Raw genomic sequence first — 18625 nt, forward strand, 5'->3', positions numbered from 1 at the left:
ACACTGCGAGGGCCTGAGCCCGGTGCAATACCGGGCCCAGGCCCTCGCTGCCTAGACTCTCAATTACCGAGTCCAACTTCCGGGGCCCACTTCAGCTGGCCGAGGGCGCCCCGCGTCTTGCGGTGACTTCGATCAGACCATCGGGCGGTCGGTCGGTGCGATCGGCGCCGGCAGGATCTTGCGGCCCGCCAGGTAGCGGTCGACTCCCGCCGCCGCGGAGCGGCCTTCGGCGATCGCCCAGACGATCAGGGACTGGCCCCGGCCCATGTCTCCCGCCGAGAAGACTCCGTCCACACTGGACATGAAGTTCTCGTCGCGAGCGACGTTGCCGCGGGCGTCCAGGGATACGCCCAGATCGTCCAGGAGGCCTGCTCGTTCCGGGCCGACGAAGCCCATCGCGAGCAGCACCAGCTGCGCCGGCAGCTCGCGCTCGGTGCCCTCGACCGGCTCGAAGCCGTTGTCGGTGCGCCGCACCTCCACCAGCCGCAGCGCTCGCACCTGCCCCTGGTCGTCGCCCAGGAACTCCTGGGTGTTGACCGAGAACAGGCGCTCCCCGCCTTCCTCGTGCGCCGAGGAGACCCGGTAGATCATCGGGTAGGTCGGCCACGGGTGCGCCTCGGAGCGCGACGCCGGCGGCGTCGGCATGATCTCCAGCTGCGTCACCGAAGCCGCGCCCTGCCGGTGCGCCGTGCCGACGCAGTCCGCGCCCGTGTCACCGCCGCCGATGACGACCACGTGCTTGCCCTCGGCGTGGATCGGCGAGCGCGTGAGGTCGCCCTCCTGCACCTTGTTGGCCAGCGGCAGGTACTCCATCGCCTGGTGCACGCCGTCCAGCTCGCGCCCCGGCGCCGGCAGGTCTCGCGCCTGCGTAGCACCGCCGGCGAGGACCACCGCGTCGTAGTCGTCGCGCAGCTGCTCCACCGTGACGTCCACGCCGACGTTCACGCCAGTGCGGAATTCGGTGCCCTCGGCCCGCATCTGGCCGAGCCGCCGGTCCAGCCGCTGCTTCTCCATCTTGAACTCCGGGATGCCGTAGCGCAGCAGCCCGCCGACGCGGTCCGCCCGCTCGTAGACCACAACGCTGTGGCCCACGCGGGTCAGTTGCTGCGCGGCGGCGAGCCCGGCGGGCCCGGAGCCGACCACGGCCACCTTCTTGCCCGTGCTGGCGCGCGGCAGCTGCGGGCGGACGTGGCCGGCCTCCCAGGCCTTGTCGATGATGGTGATCTCGACCTGCTTGATGCTGACGGGGTCGGCGTTGATGCCGACCACGCACGCCGCTTCGCACGGCGCCGGGCACAACGTCCCGGTGAACTCCGGGAAGTTGTTCGTGGCGTGCAGCCGCTCCGCGGCCTCCTGCCAGTCGTCCCGCCACGCCAGGTCGTTCCACTCCGGGATCAGGTTGCCCAGCGGGCAACCCTGGTGGCAGAACGGGATCCCGCAGTCCATGCAGCGGCCGGCCTGCTTCTGCAGCTTGGGCTGTTCGAACTCCAGGTAGACCTCGCGCCAGTCCTTGATGCGCACGTCCACCGGGCGACGCCGCGGCGTTTCCCGCGGCGTCGTCATGAACCCCTTGGGATCAGCCATGTGCGGCCTCCATGATCGCCTCGTTGACGTCGCGCCCGTCGCGTTCGGCGGCGGTCCGGGCGGCGAGCACCCGCTTGAAGTCCCTCGGCATGACCTTGCCGAAGCGCTCGACCGCGGTGTCCCAGTCGGCGAGCAGCTCACGCGCCACCGCCGACTCGGTCTGCTCGTAGTGCCGCCGCACCCGGTCGTGCAGGAACTCGCGGTCGGCGTCGTCCAGCGGATCCAGGTCCACCATCTCGGGGTTGATCCGCCTGGCGTCCAGGTCCAGCAGGTACGCGACACCGCCGGACATGCCGGCCGCGAAGTTGCGCCCGGTCTCGCCGAGGATCACCACGCGACCACCGGTCATGTACTCGCAACCGTGGTCGCCGACGCCTTCGACGACGGCCACTGCGCCGGAGTTGCGCACGCAGAACCGCTCGCCGACGACGCCGCGCACGAACAGCTCGCCGCCGGTCGCACCGTAGAGCAGCACGTTGCCCGCGATGATGTTCTGCTCGGCCGCGAACGGCGCGGACGCGTCCGGGCGAACCACGATTCGCCCGCCGGACAAGCCCTTTCCGACGTAGTCGTTGGCGTCGCCCTGCAGCCGCAGGGTGATGCCGCGCGGCACGAACGCGCCGAAGGACTGCCCGGCCGAGCCGGTGAACGTCACGTCGATGGTGTCGTCCGGCAGGCCTTCGCCGCCCCACCGCCGCGTCAGCTCCGAGCCGAGCATGGTGCCGACCGTGCGGTTGACGTTGCGCACCGGCATGTCCAGCCGCACCGGGTTGCCTTCCTTCAGCGCCCCTTCGCACAGCTGGATCAGCGTGTTGTCCAGCGCCTTCTCCAGACCGTGGTCCTGCTCGGTGGTCTGGTGCCGCGCGGCGCCGCGCGGCAGTTCCGGCACGTGCGTGATCGGCGTGAGGTCGAGGCCCTGGGTCTTCCAGTGCCGCACGGCCTCGGAGGTGTCGATCAGGCCGGCCTGCCCGATCGCCTCGGCCAGCGACCGGAATCCCAGCTCCGCCAGGTATTCCCGCACTTCCTGCGCGATGAACTCGAAGAAGTTCACCACGTATTCGGCCTTGCCGGTGAACTTCTCGCGCAGCTGCGGGTTCTGCGTCGCCACGCCCACCGGGCAGGTGTCGAGGTGGCAGACCCGCATCATGATGCAGCCGGAAACCACCAGCGGCGCAGTGGCGAATCCGTACTCCTCGGCCCCGAGCAGGGCCGCGATCACCACGTCGCGCCCGGTCTTGAGCTGGCCGTCGGTCTGCACCACGATCCGGTCGCGCAGGTCGTTGGCCAGCAGCGTCTGCTGCGTCTCGGCCAGCCCGAGCTCCCACGGACCGCCGGCGTGCTTGATCGACGACAGCGGCGAAGCACCGGTGCCGCCGTCGTGACCGGAGATCAGCACCACGTCGGCGTGTGCCTTGGACACGCCCGCGGCGACCGTGCCGACGCCGACCTCGGACACCAGCTTGACGTGGATCCGCGCCCTGGGGTTGGCGTTCTTCAGGTCGTGGATCAGCTGCGCCAGGTCCTCGATCGAGTAGATGTCGTGGTGCGGCGGCGGCGAGATCAGCCCCACGCCCGGCGTGGAGTGCCGCGTCTTGGCCACCCACGGGTACACCTTGTGGCCGGGCAGCTGCCCACCCTCGCCGGGCTTCGCGCCCTGCGCCATCTTGATCTGGATGTCGTCGGAGTTGACCAGGTATTCGCTGGTCACGCCGAACCGGCCGCTGGCGACCTGCTTGATCGCCGAGCGCCGCGAATCGCCGCTGGCGTCCGGGGTGAACCGCTCGGCGTCCTCGCCGCCCTCGCCGGTGTTGGACTTGCCGCCCAACCGGTTCATCGCGATGGCCAGCACCTCGTGCATCTCCTGCGAGATCGACCCGTAGGAGATGGCGCCGGTGGCGAACCGCTTGACGATCGACGACACCGACTCGACCTCGTCGATCGGCACCGGCTTGCGCTCGCCCTCGCGGAACTTGAACAGCCCGCGCAGGGTCATCAGTTCCCGCGACTGGTCGTCGACGGCCCGGGTGTACTCCTTGAACACCTCGTAGCGGCCGCTGCGGGTGGAGTGCTGGAGCTTGAACACCGTCTGCGGGTTGAACAGGTGCGGCTCGCCTTCGCGCCGCCACTGGTACTCGCCGCCGACCTGCAGCGTCCGGTGCGGGGCCAAGACACCGTCGGAGGGGTAGGCCCGCCGGTGCCGGTCGGCGACTTCCTCGGCCAGCACGTCGAATCCGACGCCGCCGAGCCGCGAGGTGGTGCCGGTGAAGCACTGCCGCACGACCTCGTCGCCGAGGCCGATGGCCTCGAAGATCTGCGCGCCCGTGTAGGAGGCCACAGTGGACACGCCCATCTTGGACATGGTCTTGCGGACGCCCTTGCCCAGCGCCTTGATGAGGTTCGCGGTGGCCTGCTTGGCGTCCACGCCCTTGATCACGCCGCCGCGCACCAGATCTTCGACGGTGGCCATCGCCACATACGGGTTAACGGCAGCGGCGCCGTAACCGATGAGAAGAGCGACATGGTGCACTTCCCGGACGTCGCCGGCTTCGACGATCAGGCCCACCTGGGTGCGCTTCTTCTCGCGCACCAGGTGGTGGTGCACGGTGCCGGTCGTCAGCAACGACGGGATCGGCGCGTGCTCGGCGTCCGCCGAGCGGTCCGAGAGCACCAGCACGTGCGCCCCGCTCGCGACGGCGGCCGAGACCTCTTCGCAGATCTCGTCGAGCCGCGTGCGCAGCGCCTCGCCGCCGCCGGCGACGTGGAAGGTCGCGTCGATCACCGCGGGCTTCAGGCCCGGGCGGTCGCCGTCGTCGTTGAGGTGCACGATCTTGGCGAGCTCGTCGTTGTCCAGCACCGGGAACGGCAGCGCCAGATTGCGGCAGGCCTGCGGGTCGTGGTCGAGCAGGTTGTGCTCCGGCCCGACGTGGGTGCGCAGCGAGGTGACCAGCTCTTCCCGGATCGCGTCCAGCGGCGGGTTGGTGACCTGCGCGAACAGCTGCGTGAAGTAGTCGAACAGCTGCCGCGGCCGCTCGGAGAACGCGGCGAAGGGCACGTCGTTGCCCATCGAGCCGATCGGCTCGGCGCCGGTGCTGGCCATCGGCTTGAGCAGGACGCCCAGCTCTTCCTGCGAATAGCCGAAGACCTGCTGCCGGTGCACCAGCGAGTCGTGCGAGGGCAGCTCGCGTTCGCGGTCCGGCAGGTCCGCCAGGTGCACCACGCCCCCGTCCAGCCACTCCTGGTACGGGAACTCGGCGGCGAGTTCGCCCTTGATCTCGTCGTCGTCGATGATGCGGCCCTTGTCTGTGTCGACCAGGAACATCCGGCCCGGCTGCAGGCGACCCTTGCGGACGACCTTGTCCGCGTCGACCTCCAGCACGCCGACCTCGCTGGCCAGCACCACGAGCCCGTCCTCGGTGACCCAGTAGCGCCCCGGTCGCAGCCCGTTGCGGTCGAGCACCGCACCGATCTGGGTGCCGTCGGTGAACGCCACCAGCGCGGGGCCGTCCCAGGGTTCCATCAGGTAGTTGTGGAACTCGTAGAACGCGCGGCGGGCCGGGTCCATCTCGGCGTGGTTCTCCCACGCCTCGGGGATCATCATCAGCACCGCGTGCGGCAGCGACCGGCCGCCCAGGTGCAGGAGTTCCAGCACCTCGTCGAAGGTCGCCGAGTCGCTGGCGTCCGGCGTCGCGATCGGGTAGAGCCGCTGCAGGTCACCGGGGATCAGGTCGGTGGCCAGCATGCTCTCGCGGGTCCGCATCCAGTTGCGGTTGCCCTTGAGCGTGTTGATCTCACCGTTGTGCGCGATGAACCGGTACGGGTGCGCCAGCGGCCAGGACGGGAACGTGTTGGTGGAGAACCGGCTGTGCACCAGGCCGATCGCGCTGGCGAACCGCTCGTCGTGCAGGTCGGGGTAGAACGCGCCGAGCTGCGCTTCGGTCAGCATCCCCTTGTAGACGATGGTGCGCGCCGACAGGCTCGGGAAGTACACGTCGGCTTCGTGCTCGGCCCGCTTGCGGACGCAGAACGCGCGCCGCTCGAACTCCAGCGCCGTCTCGCCGTGCGCGGCATCGGTGCCGTGGCCGAGGAAGAGCTGGCGGAAGCTCGGCATCGTCTCGCGCGCCGAACTGCCGGCGCAGCTGGGCTCCACCGGAAGTTCGCGCCAGCCGAGCAGTCGCAGGCCCTCCTCGGCCACGATCCGCTCGATGTTCGCCGCGGTTTGCTCCGCTTCGCCTTCGTCGGCGGGCAGGAACGCAGTGCCCACCGCATAGCCGCCGCGTTCGGGCAGGTCGAACGGTACGACGGCGCGGAAGAACTCGTCCGGGAGCTGGGTCAGCAGCCCGACGCCGTCCCCGGTGTCCGGGTCGGCGCCCTTGGCGCCGCGGTGCTCCAGGTTGCGCAGCGCCGTCAGCGCTTTGGCAACCAGGTCGTGGCTGCGCCGACCTCGCAGGTCGGCGACGAATGCGACACCGCACGCGTCATGTTCGTAGGCCGGGTCGTAAAGACCCTGGGCAGCGGCGCTGCGCTGCGCCAATTTTCTTGCATGGTGGGATTGGGGCATCAGACCTCCCGTCGTCAGGCCGCGGGTCGCAGCAGGGCATGACTCACCCACTGCGATCCCGCAAGAGCCTTTGGGGGCACTGACAAAAGGATGCGCCGTTGCACTCTTGGTCAGTTTGAGGCACTCTACATAGCGAGCGGCCGGAAAGCTACCGCTGAGTAACACGAAGTTAAACGGAGATGACGGAGCTCCCAGCCATTGGGACAGCGTTGTCACAAACCCGGCGGGCTCGGGAATTCTGCACCACGACAATGTCCATACGCGACTGTTCGACGCCCCGAGTGGCATTGTTCACGATCTTCTTGCGCACCACCGAATCGCCGCACTACGAGTTCGGATTCGGTTCAGAACAAGCGTTTACCGTGTTCGACCGCACACTCCGCGTGCACCATGGCAGACTCACCCGATTGCCAACGAGTTCGTCACCGCAGACCGTCCAATGTCGAGCCGGACGCCGGCTCAACTCCTGATCGCGGCCGTAGCGAGTGGTTCTTCCGGCCCAGTCAGCCGCGGGCGATTTCGGGCAAAACGACCGAGAAGCGCAAGAAGTGCAAATCCGAGAAGCAGGTAGGGATTGCCGAACAGGTGCTGCAGCGGCGTCCACGGCGGGCCGGTGGGCAGCATCCGGAACGACGAGACGAGCACGGTCAGCAGCGTCACCCCGGCAGCGAGCAGCCAGCCCGGGCTGCGCAGCCGAACGGCGTAGCCGAGCAGCACCAGCAGCCCCGGCGCGCACCAGACCCAGTGATCCGACCACGACGTGGGCGACACCAGCAGCGCGAGCAGGCCGTTGGCGGTCACGGCGAGCACCGGCTCGGTCCGGCGGATCGCGAAGGCCACGACGGCCGTGCAGGCCAGCGAAAGCACCAGCCACATCCCGTTCTGCGCCACCGGAGCGAGTTCCAGCCGGGCCAGTCCGCCCATGATCGACTGGTTGGTGTGGAAGGCGGAGCCGCTGACGCCGTGCGCCGGGCCCTTTCCGAACCAGTACTCCACGGCGGCCTGGTAGTTCAGCGCGAAGCCCGCCAGGGTGCCGAGGACGGCCGTCGCCACCGCGGTGCCGACGGCGCGGAAGTCCTTGCGGAACAGGAAGAACAGCAGGAAGGCCGCGGGAGTGAGCTTGATCGCCGCGGCGATGCCGATCAGCATGCCGCGCGGCCAGCGCGGATTGGGCGCCAGGCAGTCGACGATGACCAGCCCCATCAGCGCGATGTTGATCTGGCCCAGCCCGAACGAGGCGAACACCGGTTCCAGGAACAGCGTCCAGGGCAGCAGCGCCATCGCCACCGCGAGCGCGCCGCGCTTGCCGACCACCGGCCACATGTGGCGGGTGACCAGGTACAGCGCCGAGCCGATGGCGAGCAGGTCCACGACGTAGAGCGCGACCAGCCCGGCGACGAACGGCAGCAGCGCGAACGGCAGCAGCGGCAGCAGCGCGAACGGCGGGTAAACCCAGGGCAGCACCCGGCCGATGCTTACGGTCGGGGCCGTGTTCATGATGTCGCCGCCGGCCAACCAGGTGTGCACCGCCCAGCGGTACACCTGGTAGTCGATGCCGGAACCCTGGGTCAGCCCAGCCCGCCCCATCAGCACCAGCAGCGCGAAGGACGCGATCAGCAGCGGCACCGAGACCGCGAAGACGGCGCGGGAGTGGTTCACGACGATTCCCCGAAGCCGGTCCGGCAGGCCGCCGAGATTCAGGACAGCACGGCCGGACTCGAACTGCACCGTGGCCAACTGGGTCCTCTCGATCAGGCGACCGACGTCGACCACCGTTTCGTGATCGAACGATCACGCCGAGTTCGCCAGGTCGCGGGAAACACCCGTGATGAACCGAAGAACTTTAACCCACCGAGATCAGGCACCGGCACGCGCCTCGCCGCTGGACAGCGGGTCACCGCGCGGTTCCGTCCAGTGACTCCAGCACCTTGGCCAGCAGTTCGCCCAGTTTCTCCCGTTCTTCGGCGGCCAGCGGCGCGAGCAGGTCGCGTTCGCGCTCCAGCTGCGCCGGGAACAGCCGGTCGATCAGCTCCAGCCCGCGTTCGGTGAGCCGCACGTCGATCTCCCGCCGGTCGCGCCGGGACGAGGTGCGGGTGATCAGCCCCTCGGCCTCCAGCCGGGCCAGCCGCTTGGTGGTGGCCGCGCCGGAGGACAGCGTCTCCTTGGTGAGCTGGCTGGGCCGCAGCCCGCCGCCGGCCCGCCGCAGCGCGCTGAGCACCTCGAACTCCATCCGCGACAGCCCGGCGTCGGCGAACGCGGACTCGTCGAGCTGGTTGGTCAGCGCACCCAGCCGCCGCACCCTGCCGATCACGTCGATCGGGGACACGTCCAGGTCCGGGCGCTGCTCGCGCCATTGCGCGCTGATCCGTCCGACCACGTCGCCCAACGTCACTCCTTCACGAGTAAATCATCTGGTAATATTTTACTAGTGAACGTCTTTCCTCACGCCGCTCTCTCCCGCCTCCGCCGAACCCTGCGCACCCGCGAGGCGCTGCGGTGCAACTGGACGGTCGGCGGCGTGGTGGTTCCCGCGGCGCGCGTCGGCGTGTCGTTCGCCACGCCGATAGTCGCGCTGGTGGCCCTGGACCGCATCGATCTCGTCCCCTTCGCCGCGTTCGGCGCCTTCACGTCGCTGTACTGCCGGGTCGACACGTGGTCCCGCCGGGCGCGCCTGCTGTCGCTGATCGCGCTGGCCTTGGTCGCGAGCGTGGCGGCGGCAACGATGATCGCCGCCGCGACGGACCACCCGCTGGCCGGGGTCGTGGTGCTCACCGCCATCGCGGCGCTGGGGAAGCTGGCGTCGGACGTGCTCGACTTCGGCCCGCCGGGCGGCCTGATGTTCGTCTTCGCGGCCGGCGCGGCCGCGTACGCCTCGCACGGCTGGTCCACCATCGGCCTGCACGTCGGGGTCACCGCCGCGTCCGCGGTGTTGTCGGTGGCGCTGAGCCTGCTCGGCAGCCTGTTGCACCCGACAGGGCCGCACCGGGTGGCCGCCGCCCGCGCCCTCGCCGCCGTCGCGGACCACCTCGAAACCCCGAACCACGCCACCCGCCACCGCGCGCACCTCGCAGTGCACCGGGCGTCGGCGGCGCTGCGCGGCAAGCCCCACCGCGGCACGTTCGCCCGCATCCGCGCCCACCTGGCCCACGCGGAGATCCTGCTCCACCACCCGGCCGACGCCGCCGCCGAGCTCCGCGCGCTGTCCCGGAAGATCCACCGCGGCCGGATACCCGCCGTCCGCACCGCGCAGCCGCAGGTTCAACCGGATCTGCGCCCCGCTCCCCTGCCGCGGCGGATCGCGCCGTTCCTGCCCGGCGCCGGGCGAATGGTGGTGGCGTGCCTGCTCGCCGGGCTGATCACCAACGCGTTGGGCCTCGGCCACGAGTACTGGGCGATCGTGTCGGCCAGCGCGGTGCTGCAGTCGGCGACCGCGACGAGCACCTGGCACCGCACGGTGCAGCGCACGACCGGGACCATCGCCGGTGCCCTGCTGGCGCTGGTGATGTTCGGCTTCCACCCGGGCCCGATGGCGATCCTCGTCCTGGTGGTGATCTGCCAGCTGGCCGCCGAACTCGTGGTGCAGGCCAACTACGCCCTGGGCCTGATGTTCGTGACTCCCCTGGCCCTCGGCCTCGGCTCGCTCGGCAACCCGGCGGCGCACAACACCCTGGTCGCCGAGCGGATCGGAACCACGGTCCTCGGCGCGCTGATCGCGGCGGCCGTGAGCCTCCTGCTGATCAACCGCCAAACCACCCGCCGCCTCGAAGCGGCGATCGCCGAGTGCCGCCGTGCCCAGGAGTCCTTCCGCGAGGCCGTTTCACGCCAAGAGACCACTGTGGACGATGTCCGGTCCCGCCTGACGCGCTCCCTCTTCGCACTCCGCAACGCCCACGCGGTCGCCGAAGGCGAACTCTGGCACCGGAACGCCCGAACCCGAGAGGTCCTCGACACCGAGCACAAGGCCTACGAGCTCCTGGCGGCGACAGCTCCGGCTCGCGTGCACTTCGGGTTGTCGTAGCAACCCCAACCACGACAGGCGCCTGTTCAACGATCGCGCCACACCCAACGCTTCGGCTACTGCACGCAGAGGTAGCCCGCGTGCACGCGGAGGTATCCGGCGAAGTCGTCGTGAACGACGCTGACTTCGTAGGCGGGACTGAAGATCCCGCCGTCTTCCAGGTGAACGTTCACCGACCAATCTCCCGTTCGCGCCACCGTCTCCGAGCGAGTTCTCCAGTACGCCTCGGCAGCGTCGAGGACGCGGTGGACCTCGTCGGGCGAAGGGTTGTACGCCGTGTAAGTGACACTGGTCGAAGACGACCGACCGTCACCGCTCTCGCACTTGGAAATGCCGACCGACTCCGACCGGGAGAACTCGGCTGCACCGATGGGCATTGCCCGAAGTGTCGCCTCTGCGTCACCGTCGGCTTTCTTCAAGGCGTCCTGCGAGTTCGCCGCGCTGCCACAACCTGCGATCGAGAACGCGAGCAGCGAACTCAGCGCGATGGCATACCAACGTCCGCACAAACCTGACCTCCTCGAAGCGGTTCCTTGATCAGGACGGTTGGGAGGCTGCCAAGGTTGCTCTGCGGGAAGCCTTGCGAGCGAAGGGCACTTCTGGCCGGTAGCCGGGAGTCCGCGTGCTACACACCGCCCCGCACTGCAATGAACCGGCCAGCGATGTTGGCGTTCACCGGTCGACCGGCTCCGTTCCGGGAATCAACTCGGCCAGCAGGTCGAGGACGCGCCGTTCGATGTCGTCACGGACTTGGCGGACTTCGTCGACGCTCTTTCCGGCGGGGTCGGTGAGTTCCCAGTCCAGGTAGCGCTTGCCGGGGAAGACGGGGCAGGCGTCGCCGCAGCCCATGGTGATCACCACATCGGCGGCGTCGACGGCGTCGGTGGTCAGCTTCTTGGGGACTTCGTTCGACAAATCCAGGCCGAGCTCGCTCATGACGGTCAGGACGGCAGGGTTGACCGTCTCGGCTGGTGCGGATCCGGCCGAGCGCACGGCCACCTTGCCTTGGGCGTGGTGCTGCAGGAGGGCGGCGGCCATCTGGGAACGTCCGGCGTTGTGCACGCAGACGAACAGGACTTCGGGGGTGCGGGACACGATCGCTCCAGGATGCTCAAGAGGCGGTGCGGGCGCGCTCGGTTTCGACCGGGGCGGCGGGCGTGGCGAACCAGCGGCGGGCGGCCAGGGAGACGTAGACCAGGGCGACCAGCACGGGCACTTCGATGAGCGGGCCGACGACCCCCGCGAGTGCTTGTCCGCTGGTGACGCCGAAGGTAGCAATGGCCACCGCGATGGCGAGTTCGAAGTTGTTGCCCGCTGCGGTGAACGACAACGTCACCGATCGCTCGTAGTTCAGCCCGATGGCCTTGCCGAGCGCGAAGGAACCAGCCCACATGATCGCGAAGTAGGCCAGCAGCGGCACGGCGATGCGCACGACGTCGACCGGCCGACTCGTGATCTGGTCGCCTTGCAGGGCGAAGAGGATCACGATGGTGAACAGCAGTCCGTAGAGCGCGACCGGGCCGATCTTGGGCAGGAACCGGGTTTCGTACCAGTGCCGTCCCCTGGCGCGTTCGCCGAGTTTGCGGGTCAGGTACCCGGCGATCAGCGGGATGCCGAGGAAGATCAGGACGGACTTGGCGATCTGCCACGCCGAGACATCCAGCCCGACCTGTGGCAGGCCGAGCCAGCCTGGCAGCACCGACAGGTAGAACCAGCCGAGGCCGGCGAACGCGATCACCTGGAACACGGAGTTCAGCGCCACCAGCACGGCCGCGGCTTCCCGGTCGCCGCAGGCCAGGTCGTTCCAGATGATCACCATGGCGATGCAGCGGGCGAGCCCCACGATGATCAACCCGGTGCGGTACTCGGGCAGGTCGGGCAGGAACACCCATGCCAGCGCGAACATCAGCGCCGGGCCGAGAACCCAGTTGAGCACCAGCGAGGAGACCATGAGCCGCTTGTCGCCGGTGACGGCGTCCAGCCGGTCGTAGCGGACCTTGGCCAGCACCGGATACATCATCACCAGCAGGCCCAGCGCGATCGGCAGCGAGATGCCGTCGACCTGCACCGCGTCCAGAGCCCAGCCGAGGCCGGGGATCCACCGCCCGGCCAGCAGGCCGGCCACCATCGCGGCGCCGATCCACACCGGCAGCAGCCGGTCCAGCGTCGACAAGCGCGCGACCACCGGTGTGTCGGCTGCCCGTGTCATGCGGTGACCGCCCCGGCGTCGGCAGGCATCAGCATGGCCGAGACGGCGCTCAGCGTCTCGGGGCGCACGCGGTAGTAGATCCAGGTCCCGCGTCGTTCGCCCTCGATGACCCCGGCCTCGCGCAGAACCTTGAGGTGGTGGGAGATCGTCGGCCCGGACAGCTCGAACGCCCCGGTCAGATCGCACACGCACGCCTCGCCGCCCGCGTGCGAGGCGATCAGCGACAGCAGCCGAAGCCGCACCGGCTCACCGATCGCCTTGAACACCCGAGCCAGCTCGGCCGACTGCTCCGCGCTCAGCGGCTCCCGCATCACCGGCGAGCAGCACAGGGCGGCGTCCTCGGCCAGCGACTCTTGTTTCGACATGCGTCTATCTTGACAGACGTCACAACAAGGGAGCAAGCTACGGTCGCCATCTGATTAGATGAATATCTAAGCAAGGAGATGAGATGTCTCGCATGCAGCTCGCCCTTCGGGTCGGCGACCTCGAAGGATCGATCGCGTTCTACGCCAAGCTCTTCGGCGCCGAACCGGCCAAACGACGGCCGGGCTACGCCAACTTCGCCATCGCCGAACCGCCGCTCAAGCTCGTGCTGCTGGAGGGCGAGCCGGGCCAGGACACGGTGATGGACCACCTCGGCGTCGAGGTCGACAGCACCGAGCAGGTCGACGACGCCACCGAGCGACTCAAGACACTCGGCCTGTTCACCGAAGTCGAGGAAGACACCACCTGCTGCTACGCCCGCCAGGACAAGGTCTGGGTACACGGCCCCGGCCGCGAACCCTGGGAGGTCTACGTCGTCAAGGCCGACTCCGCCACCTTCAACGCGGCCGCCGAGGCGCAGTGCTGCACCGGCGAGAACGACACGACAGCGGTCGACGCCTGATCCGAGGCGCAGCCTTCCCAGCGGCAGCCCCGCCCCACTTTCCACGCGGTTCGATACAGCCCGGAAAGCGCCCTGACCGAGCCCAATTCGGTCCGCTGACAACTTCTGTCGGCGCCGAATCGACCGCGGCCCAGCAGGCCCTCGCGGCGTCAGGCCAGGGCGCCGTGGGCCCAGAAGTTCGCCAGTTCGCGGCTCACCTCGTGGACCTCGCGTTCCGGGTAGCGGTGGAGGACGAAGCGCGTGTAGGCGTAGTGCTCCGTCATGCCGCCCAGGAACGCCGCGCTGAGCTCCGGGTCGAGGCTGGCGCGGATCAGACCCCGCTCGATGCCCTTGCGGGCCATCCGCGTGATCCGGTCGTGGAACGTGCGCCGGCTCTCGGCCTGCATCACCTCGATCTCCGGGTCCGTCTGCGCCGTCTCGTGCAGCACCCGGAACAGGTCCGCGTTGTCCTCGTAGTACCGGAAGTAGCGCTCCGTGCTGATCACCACCGACTCCACCGCGTCCGCCGGGTTCCACCGGGCGCGCGACTGGTCGAAGAGGCCTTCCAGCAACTCCGTCATCAGCTCGACCAGCGCTTCGCGCTTGTCCGTGTAGTACCGGTAGAACGCGCCGTTGGACATGCCCGCCTCGGCCGCGATGTCCGCCACGCGCGACGCCGCGAAGCCCGACCGGCCGAACACGGTGCGCGCTGCGCGCAGCAGTGATTCCTTCGAGCCGCGCCCCTTCGGCGTCTTCGGGCTGGCTACCGGTTGCAGCCGCTCAACGGCCACCGCTACCTCCTGGTGACTCGGTACAGAGATGCGCCAACTTAGCGCAAATCAAAAAAACTGATATTGACGTCAGTTTTACATACAGCTTAGAGTGCCCGACGTCACACACTCTCGGGAGGCCAGCGTTGACACTCCCCCGCAAATCCTCGGATCGGGTGCTGGAAGTCGAGCACCTGAGCATCTCCTTCCGCAGCAGGAAATCCCGCACCACCGCCGTGCGCGACGTGTCCTTCTACGTCGGTGCCGGCGAGATCCTCGGCATGGCGGGCGAAAGCGGCAGCGGCAAGTCGCTGACCGCGCTCGCCGTGATGGGCCTGCTGCCCACACCACCGGCGGTGATAGACGGCCGGATCCGCTTCGCCGGCACCGATCTGCTCCGCCTCTCGCAGCGGGAGCGGCAGCGGCTGCGCGGCAGCGAACTCGGCATGGTGTTCCAGGAGCCGATGAGCGCGCTGGACCCGGTGTTCACCGTCGGTCACCAGCTCACGGAATGCCTCCTGGCGCATCGCGGCATGGGCAAGCAGGCGGCCCGCAAGGCCGCGGTCGAGATGCTCGAAGCCGTCGGAATCCCGTTGCCGGAGCGGCGCTTCGGCGAGTACCCGCACCAGCTCTCCGGCGGGATGCGGCAGCGCGTGATGATCGCGATCGCGCTGATCTGCCGCCCGTGGCTGCTGATCGCCGACGAACCCACCACCGCCGTGGACGTGACGATCCAGGCCCAGATCCTCGAACTGCTGCGAGATCTGACGCGGCAGCACGGCACCGCGGTCCTGTTCATCACCCACGACCTCGGCGTCGTCGCCGAGCTCTGCGACCGGATGGTCACCCTCTACGCGGGCGAAACGGTCGAGAGCGGGCCGGTTTCCGACGTGCTCCGCGCGCCCCGGCACCCCTACACCTCGCGGCTGCTGCAGGCGATTCCGCGGATCGAGGCCCGCCACGCCGAGCTCAAGGCGATCCCGGGCCGGGTGCCACCGCCGGACGCCCCGCCGCCGGGATGCGTCTTCCACCCGCGCTGCGACTTCACCACCGACGACTGCCGGGACCACCGCCCCGAGCTGCTCCCGGTCGCCGGCGCGCGCACGGTGCGCTGCGGCCGCACCACCGAACTGACGCTGCCAGGAGTCGCCCGGTGAGCGAGTTACTGCAGGTAGAAGGCCTAACGGTGTCGTTCGCGACCAAGCGCAAGAACGAGCGGGTGCGCGCCGTCGACGGGGTTTCCTTCGCGCTGCGCGAAGGCGAAACACTGGGCTTGATCGGCGAATCGGGCTCCGGCAAGTCCACGCTGAGCCGCGCGCTGCTGCAACTGGTGCGCCCCACCGGCGGCGAGGTGCACCTCGCGGGAGCGGACCTGGCGACGCTGCGCGGCCGGGCCAGGCGCGAGGCGCTGACCCGGTTGCAGATGGTGTTCCAGGATCCGAACGCGTCGCTGGACCCGCGGATGCGCATCGTGTCCAGCGTCGAAGAGCCGCTCGTGGTGCAGGGCAAGGGAAATCGCACCGAGCGCCGGACCCGCGCGCTCGCGGCGCTGGAGTCGGTCGGCCTGTCGGCCGAGCACGGCGAGCGCTACCCGCACGAACTCTCCGGCGGCCAGAAGCAGCGGGTGAACATCGCCCGCGCGCTCGTCCTGGATCCCGCGCTCGTGGTCTGCGACGAACCGGTGTCGGCGCTGGACGTGGCGCTGCAGGCGGAGATCCTCGACCTGCTGCGCCGGTTGCAGGCCGAACTCGGGCTGTCCTACCTGTTCATCACGCACGACCTGGCGGTGGTCTCGAACATCGCCAACCGGGTCGCGGTGATGTACCTGGGGCGGCTGATGGAGCTCGGCCCGGTGGACGAGGTGGTGGAGCGGCCGCTGCACCCCTACACCGAGGCGCTGGTCTCGGCGCAGCCGCGGATCGACGCCCAGCAGCGGGACCGGATCGTGCTCGAAGGCGACATCCCGAGCCCGGTCGACCCGCCGTCGGGCTGCCGGTTCCGCACCCGGTGCCGCTACGCGGAGCAGCGGTGCGCCGAGGAGGTCCCGAAGTGGCGGGAGGTCGAGCCGGGCCGCTGGTCCGCGTGCCACTTCCCCGAATCCCTGCCGCTGCGCGGCGTCGAAGGAGGCCAGGCGTGAAGCGCATCGCCGCAGTGGTCTGGATCTTGCTGCTCGCGCTGACCGCGTGCGGCAGCGGGGCCGCCGAAGGCGGCCAGCACCTGCGGGTGGCGTGGCGGTCGAATCCGTCCTCTTTGGACCCGCAGCGCGGCAACTCCGGTTCGGACCACGCCATTCTCTACACCATGTACGACACCCTGGTGTCGTTCGACCCGAAGACGCTGGAGCCCGCGCCGGGCCTGGCCGAGTCCTGGAACCAGGACGACCCGAACGCGCTGGTGCTGCACCTGCGGCCGGAAGTGCGGTTCCACGACGGCACGCCGGTCGACGCGCAGGCCGTGAAGTACAACATCGAGCGCGCCAAAGGGCCGAAGTCGAACATCAAGTCCGATGTGGCCAGCGTGACCGGCGTCGACGTGCTCGACGCGCGGACGGTGCGGCTGAACCTGGCCAGGCCGGACAGCTCGCTGCTGCTCACGCTCGCCGACCGCGCCGGGATGCTCGTCTCCCCCACCGCCGCCGAGCGCGAGGGCGACGCCTTCGAACGCAATCCCGTCGGCGCCGGGCCGTGGAAGTTCGCCGAATGGCGCTACGGCCAGCTGGTGCGGGTGGAGCGGTTCCCCGGCTACTGGCAGCGCGGGCTGCCGCACCTGGACAGCATCGACTTCACGATCATGAAGGACGGCTCGACCGCGGTGAACGCGCTGCGCTCCGGCCAGCAGGACATGGTGTTCAACCCGCCGCCGCAGGACGTCGGGCTGCTCAGCGCGGCGAAGGGCACCAAGGTCGCCGCCGGCCCGCAGCTGTACCAGCTGATCATCTACCTCGACCTGAGCGCGCCGGTGTTCCGCGACGAGCGGGTCCGCGAGGCACTGAACCTGGCGCTCGACCGCGAGCAGATCCTGAAGGTCACGCAGTTCGGGCAGGGCGAGGTCGGCTGGACGCCACTGCCGTCGGACCACTGGGCTTTCCCGAAGTCCATGGTGCCCACCTACCCGTTCGACCCCGACCGGGCCAGGCGCCTGCTCTCCGACGCCGGTCATCCCGATGGCCTTCGGTTCCCGCTGCTCACCTACCCGGATCCGGTCAACGTGCGGCTGGCCGAGGTGCTGAAGTTCCAGCTCGGCAAGGTCGGAGTGCAGATCGACCTGATCCCGACCGAGCTGACCCAGGCCAGCAGCGAGTTCTTCAACGAGCGCAAGTACCCGGCGATGCTGTCGGCCTGGACCGGGCGGCCGGATCCGGGCCTGACCTACAAGCTGATGTTCACCGAGCGCGGCTACTACAACGCCGGGCACGTCGCCACGCCCGGCATCGACGAGGCGCTGAACGCCGCGAACAGCACGCCGGATCTGGCACAGCGGTCGGAGAAGCTGGGCGCGGTCGCCGGGATCGTCGCCGATCAGTCGCTGTTCATACCGCTGATCTTCCCTCCCGCGGTCGCCGCCTACCGCGAGCACGTGCAGGGCTTCGAGCCGAACTTGCTGGGCAAACCCAAGTTCACCACCGTGAGGATCGACAGATGACCGCGCTGGCTTTGCGACCGGGCCGGGACACCGCGCTGCTGCGCGTGATCGGCTGGCGGGTCCTGGTCGCCGTCCCGACCCTGGTGCTGGCGACGTTCGTGGTGTTCGGCCTGCTGCACCTGATTCCCGGCGACCCCGCGCAGGCCATCGCCGGGGAGCACGCCACGCCGGAGCGGCTGGCCGAGATCCGCGCCCAGCTCGGGCTGGACCAGCCGTTCGCGGTGCAGTACCTCGACTGGCTGCGGCACGCGATCACCGGCGATCTCGGCGCCTCGCTGAGCACCGGCGAGAGCGTGGGATCGCTTATCTGGCAACGACTTCCCACCACGCTGACGCTCGGTGCGGCGGCGCTGCTGGTCGCCGTCGGCCTGGGCGTTCCGCTCGGCGTGGCCGCCGCGCTGCGGCAGGGGCGGCCGGCCGACACCGCCATCACCGGCGCGGCGACGCTGGGCATCGCGGTGCCGAACTTCTGGATCGGCATGGTGCTGGTGCTGGTCTTCGCCATCCAGCTGCAGTGGTTGCCCGCGACGGGATTCGTCGGCCTCACCGAAAATCCCCTGCAGACCGTGCAATACCTGATCCTGCCCGCGATCGCGCTCGGCATGGTCGGCGCCGCCGAGGTGTGCCGCCAACTGCGCAGCGCGCTGATCGAGGTGCTGCGGTCGGACTTCATGCGCACGCACCGGGCGAAAGGCCTGTCGCATCGGACGATGGTCTGGCAGCACGCCTTGAAGAACGCCGGGCTGCCGCTGGCGACGATCATCGGGCTGCTGGTCAGCCGGGTGCTCGGCGCGAGCGTCGTGGTGGAGACGCTGTTCGCGATTCCCGGCCTCGGCACGCTCGTCGTGGAGGCCACCACCCAGCGCGACTACCCGGTGATCCAGGGCGTGGTGCTGGTGACCGCGCTGCTGGTGCTGCTCACGAACCTGGTGGTCGACCTGGCCTACCGGTTCATCGACCCGCGTATCTCGGAGTGATG

The 18625-nt window shown here is 69.4% G+C and carries 15 protein-coding genes; 7 read left to right on the forward strand and 8 right to left on the reverse strand.

Going from position 1 to position 18625, the window contains the following annotated elements:
• Positions 1-132: 132 nt before the first annotated feature.
• The 4 genes from AB0I53_RS39175 to AB0I53_RS39190 form a co-directional block, all read right to left on the reverse strand.
• A complete protein-coding gene (locus AB0I53_RS39175; RefSeq protein ID WP_358614106.1) occupies positions 133-1584 on the reverse strand; it encodes a glutamate synthase subunit beta in 1452 nt (483 codons plus the stop codon).
• Complete coding sequence (gene gltB, locus AB0I53_RS39180) at positions 1577-6142, reverse strand: glutamate synthase large subunit (RefSeq protein ID WP_358614107.1); 4566 nt, start codon at positions 6140-6142, stop codon at positions 1577-1579. The genes AB0I53_RS39175 and gltB overlap by 8 nt, the downstream gene beginning before the upstream one ends.
• A 459-nt stretch (positions 6143-6601) precedes the next feature.
• Positions 6602-7915 carry a glycosyltransferase family 87 protein gene (locus AB0I53_RS39185; protein ID WP_358614108.1) on the reverse strand — a complete coding sequence of 438 codons (1314 nt, stop codon included), beginning with the start codon at positions 7913-7915 and terminating at the stop codon, positions 6602-6604.
• 121 nt (positions 7916-8036) lie between these two features.
• Positions 8037-8534, reverse strand: coding sequence for a MarR family transcriptional regulator (locus AB0I53_RS39190; RefSeq protein WP_358614109.1), 498 nt, complete (start codon positions 8532-8534; stop codon positions 8037-8039).
• 36 nt (positions 8535-8570) lie between these two features.
• Here AB0I53_RS39190 and AB0I53_RS39195 point away from each other — a divergent pair, with 36 nt between their 5' ends.
• Both AB0I53_RS39195 and AB0I53_RS39200 read left to right on the forward strand, forming a co-directional pair.
• A complete protein-coding gene (locus AB0I53_RS39195) occupies positions 8571-10160 on the forward strand; it encodes an FUSC family protein (RefSeq protein WP_358614110.1) in 1590 nt (529 codons plus the stop codon).
• Positions 10161-10442: 282 nt separating this feature from the next.
• The gene (locus AB0I53_RS39200; protein ID WP_358614111.1) at positions 10443-10697 is read left to right on the forward strand and encodes a hypothetical protein; all 255 of its coding nucleotides are present in this window, start codon (positions 10443-10445) and stop codon (positions 10695-10697) included.
• Between the two features lie 135 nt (positions 10698-10832).
• Here AB0I53_RS39200 and AB0I53_RS39205 read toward each other — a convergent pair whose 3' ends face one another.
• Genes AB0I53_RS39205 through AB0I53_RS39215 form a run of 3 tightly spaced genes read right to left on the reverse strand, consistent with a single transcriptional unit; the run spans position 10833 to position 12734 of the window.
• Entirely contained in the window at positions 10833-11255 is a 423-nt protein-coding gene (locus AB0I53_RS39205) for an arsenate reductase ArsC (protein WP_358614112.1), read from the reverse strand.
• Between the two features lie 16 nt (positions 11256-11271).
• A complete protein-coding gene (gene arsB, locus AB0I53_RS39210; RefSeq protein WP_358614113.1) occupies positions 11272-12369 on the reverse strand; it encodes an ACR3 family arsenite efflux transporter in 1098 nt (365 codons plus the stop codon).
• Positions 12366-12734 (reverse strand): metalloregulator ArsR/SmtB family transcription factor, encoded by a 369-nt coding sequence (locus AB0I53_RS39215; RefSeq protein ID WP_358614114.1) that lies wholly within the window; start codon positions 12732-12734, stop codon positions 12366-12368. Before AB0I53_RS39215 ends, arsB begins: the two co-directional genes overlap by 4 nt.
• Before the next feature lie 83 nt (positions 12735-12817).
• Between AB0I53_RS39215 and AB0I53_RS39220 the strand changes: the two genes are divergently transcribed.
• Positions 12818-13255 (forward strand): ArsI/CadI family heavy metal resistance metalloenzyme, encoded by a 438-nt coding sequence (locus AB0I53_RS39220; RefSeq protein WP_358614115.1) that lies wholly within the window; start codon positions 12818-12820, stop codon positions 13253-13255.
• Positions 13256-13404: 149 nt separating this feature from the next.
• Here AB0I53_RS39220 and AB0I53_RS39225 read toward each other — a convergent pair whose 3' ends face one another.
• Entirely contained in the window at positions 13405-14025 is a 621-nt protein-coding gene (locus tag AB0I53_RS39225; protein WP_358614116.1) for a TetR/AcrR family transcriptional regulator, read from the reverse strand.
• Positions 14026-14150: 125 nt separating this feature from the next.
• Between AB0I53_RS39225 and AB0I53_RS39230 the strand changes: the two genes are divergently transcribed.
• From AB0I53_RS39230 to AB0I53_RS39245, 4 genes are read left to right on the forward strand one after another with little or no spacing between them, the layout of a single operon-like run.
• On the forward strand, positions 14151-15161 hold the full coding sequence (locus AB0I53_RS39230) for an ABC transporter ATP-binding protein (RefSeq protein ID WP_358614117.1): 1011 nt from the start codon (positions 14151-14153) through the stop codon (positions 15159-15161).
• On the forward strand, positions 15158-16141 hold the full coding sequence (locus AB0I53_RS39235; protein WP_358614118.1) for an ABC transporter ATP-binding protein: 984 nt from the start codon (positions 15158-15160) through the stop codon (positions 16139-16141). Before AB0I53_RS39230 ends, AB0I53_RS39235 begins: the two co-directional genes overlap by 4 nt.
• Entirely contained in the window at positions 16138-17646 is a 1509-nt protein-coding gene (locus AB0I53_RS39240; RefSeq protein WP_358614119.1) for an ABC transporter substrate-binding protein, read from the forward strand. Before AB0I53_RS39235 ends, AB0I53_RS39240 begins: the two co-directional genes overlap by 4 nt.
• Positions 17643-18623 (forward strand): ABC transporter permease, encoded by a 981-nt coding sequence (locus tag AB0I53_RS39245; protein WP_358614120.1) that lies wholly within the window; start codon positions 17643-17645, stop codon positions 18621-18623. The genes AB0I53_RS39240 and AB0I53_RS39245 overlap by 4 nt, the downstream gene beginning before the upstream one ends.
• Positions 18624-18625: the final 2 nt, after the last annotated feature.

This window comes from Saccharopolyspora sp. NPDC050389 (genome assembly GCF_040655595.1).
GTDB lineage: Bacteria > Actinomycetota > Actinomycetes > Mycobacteriales > Pseudonocardiaceae > Saccharopolyspora.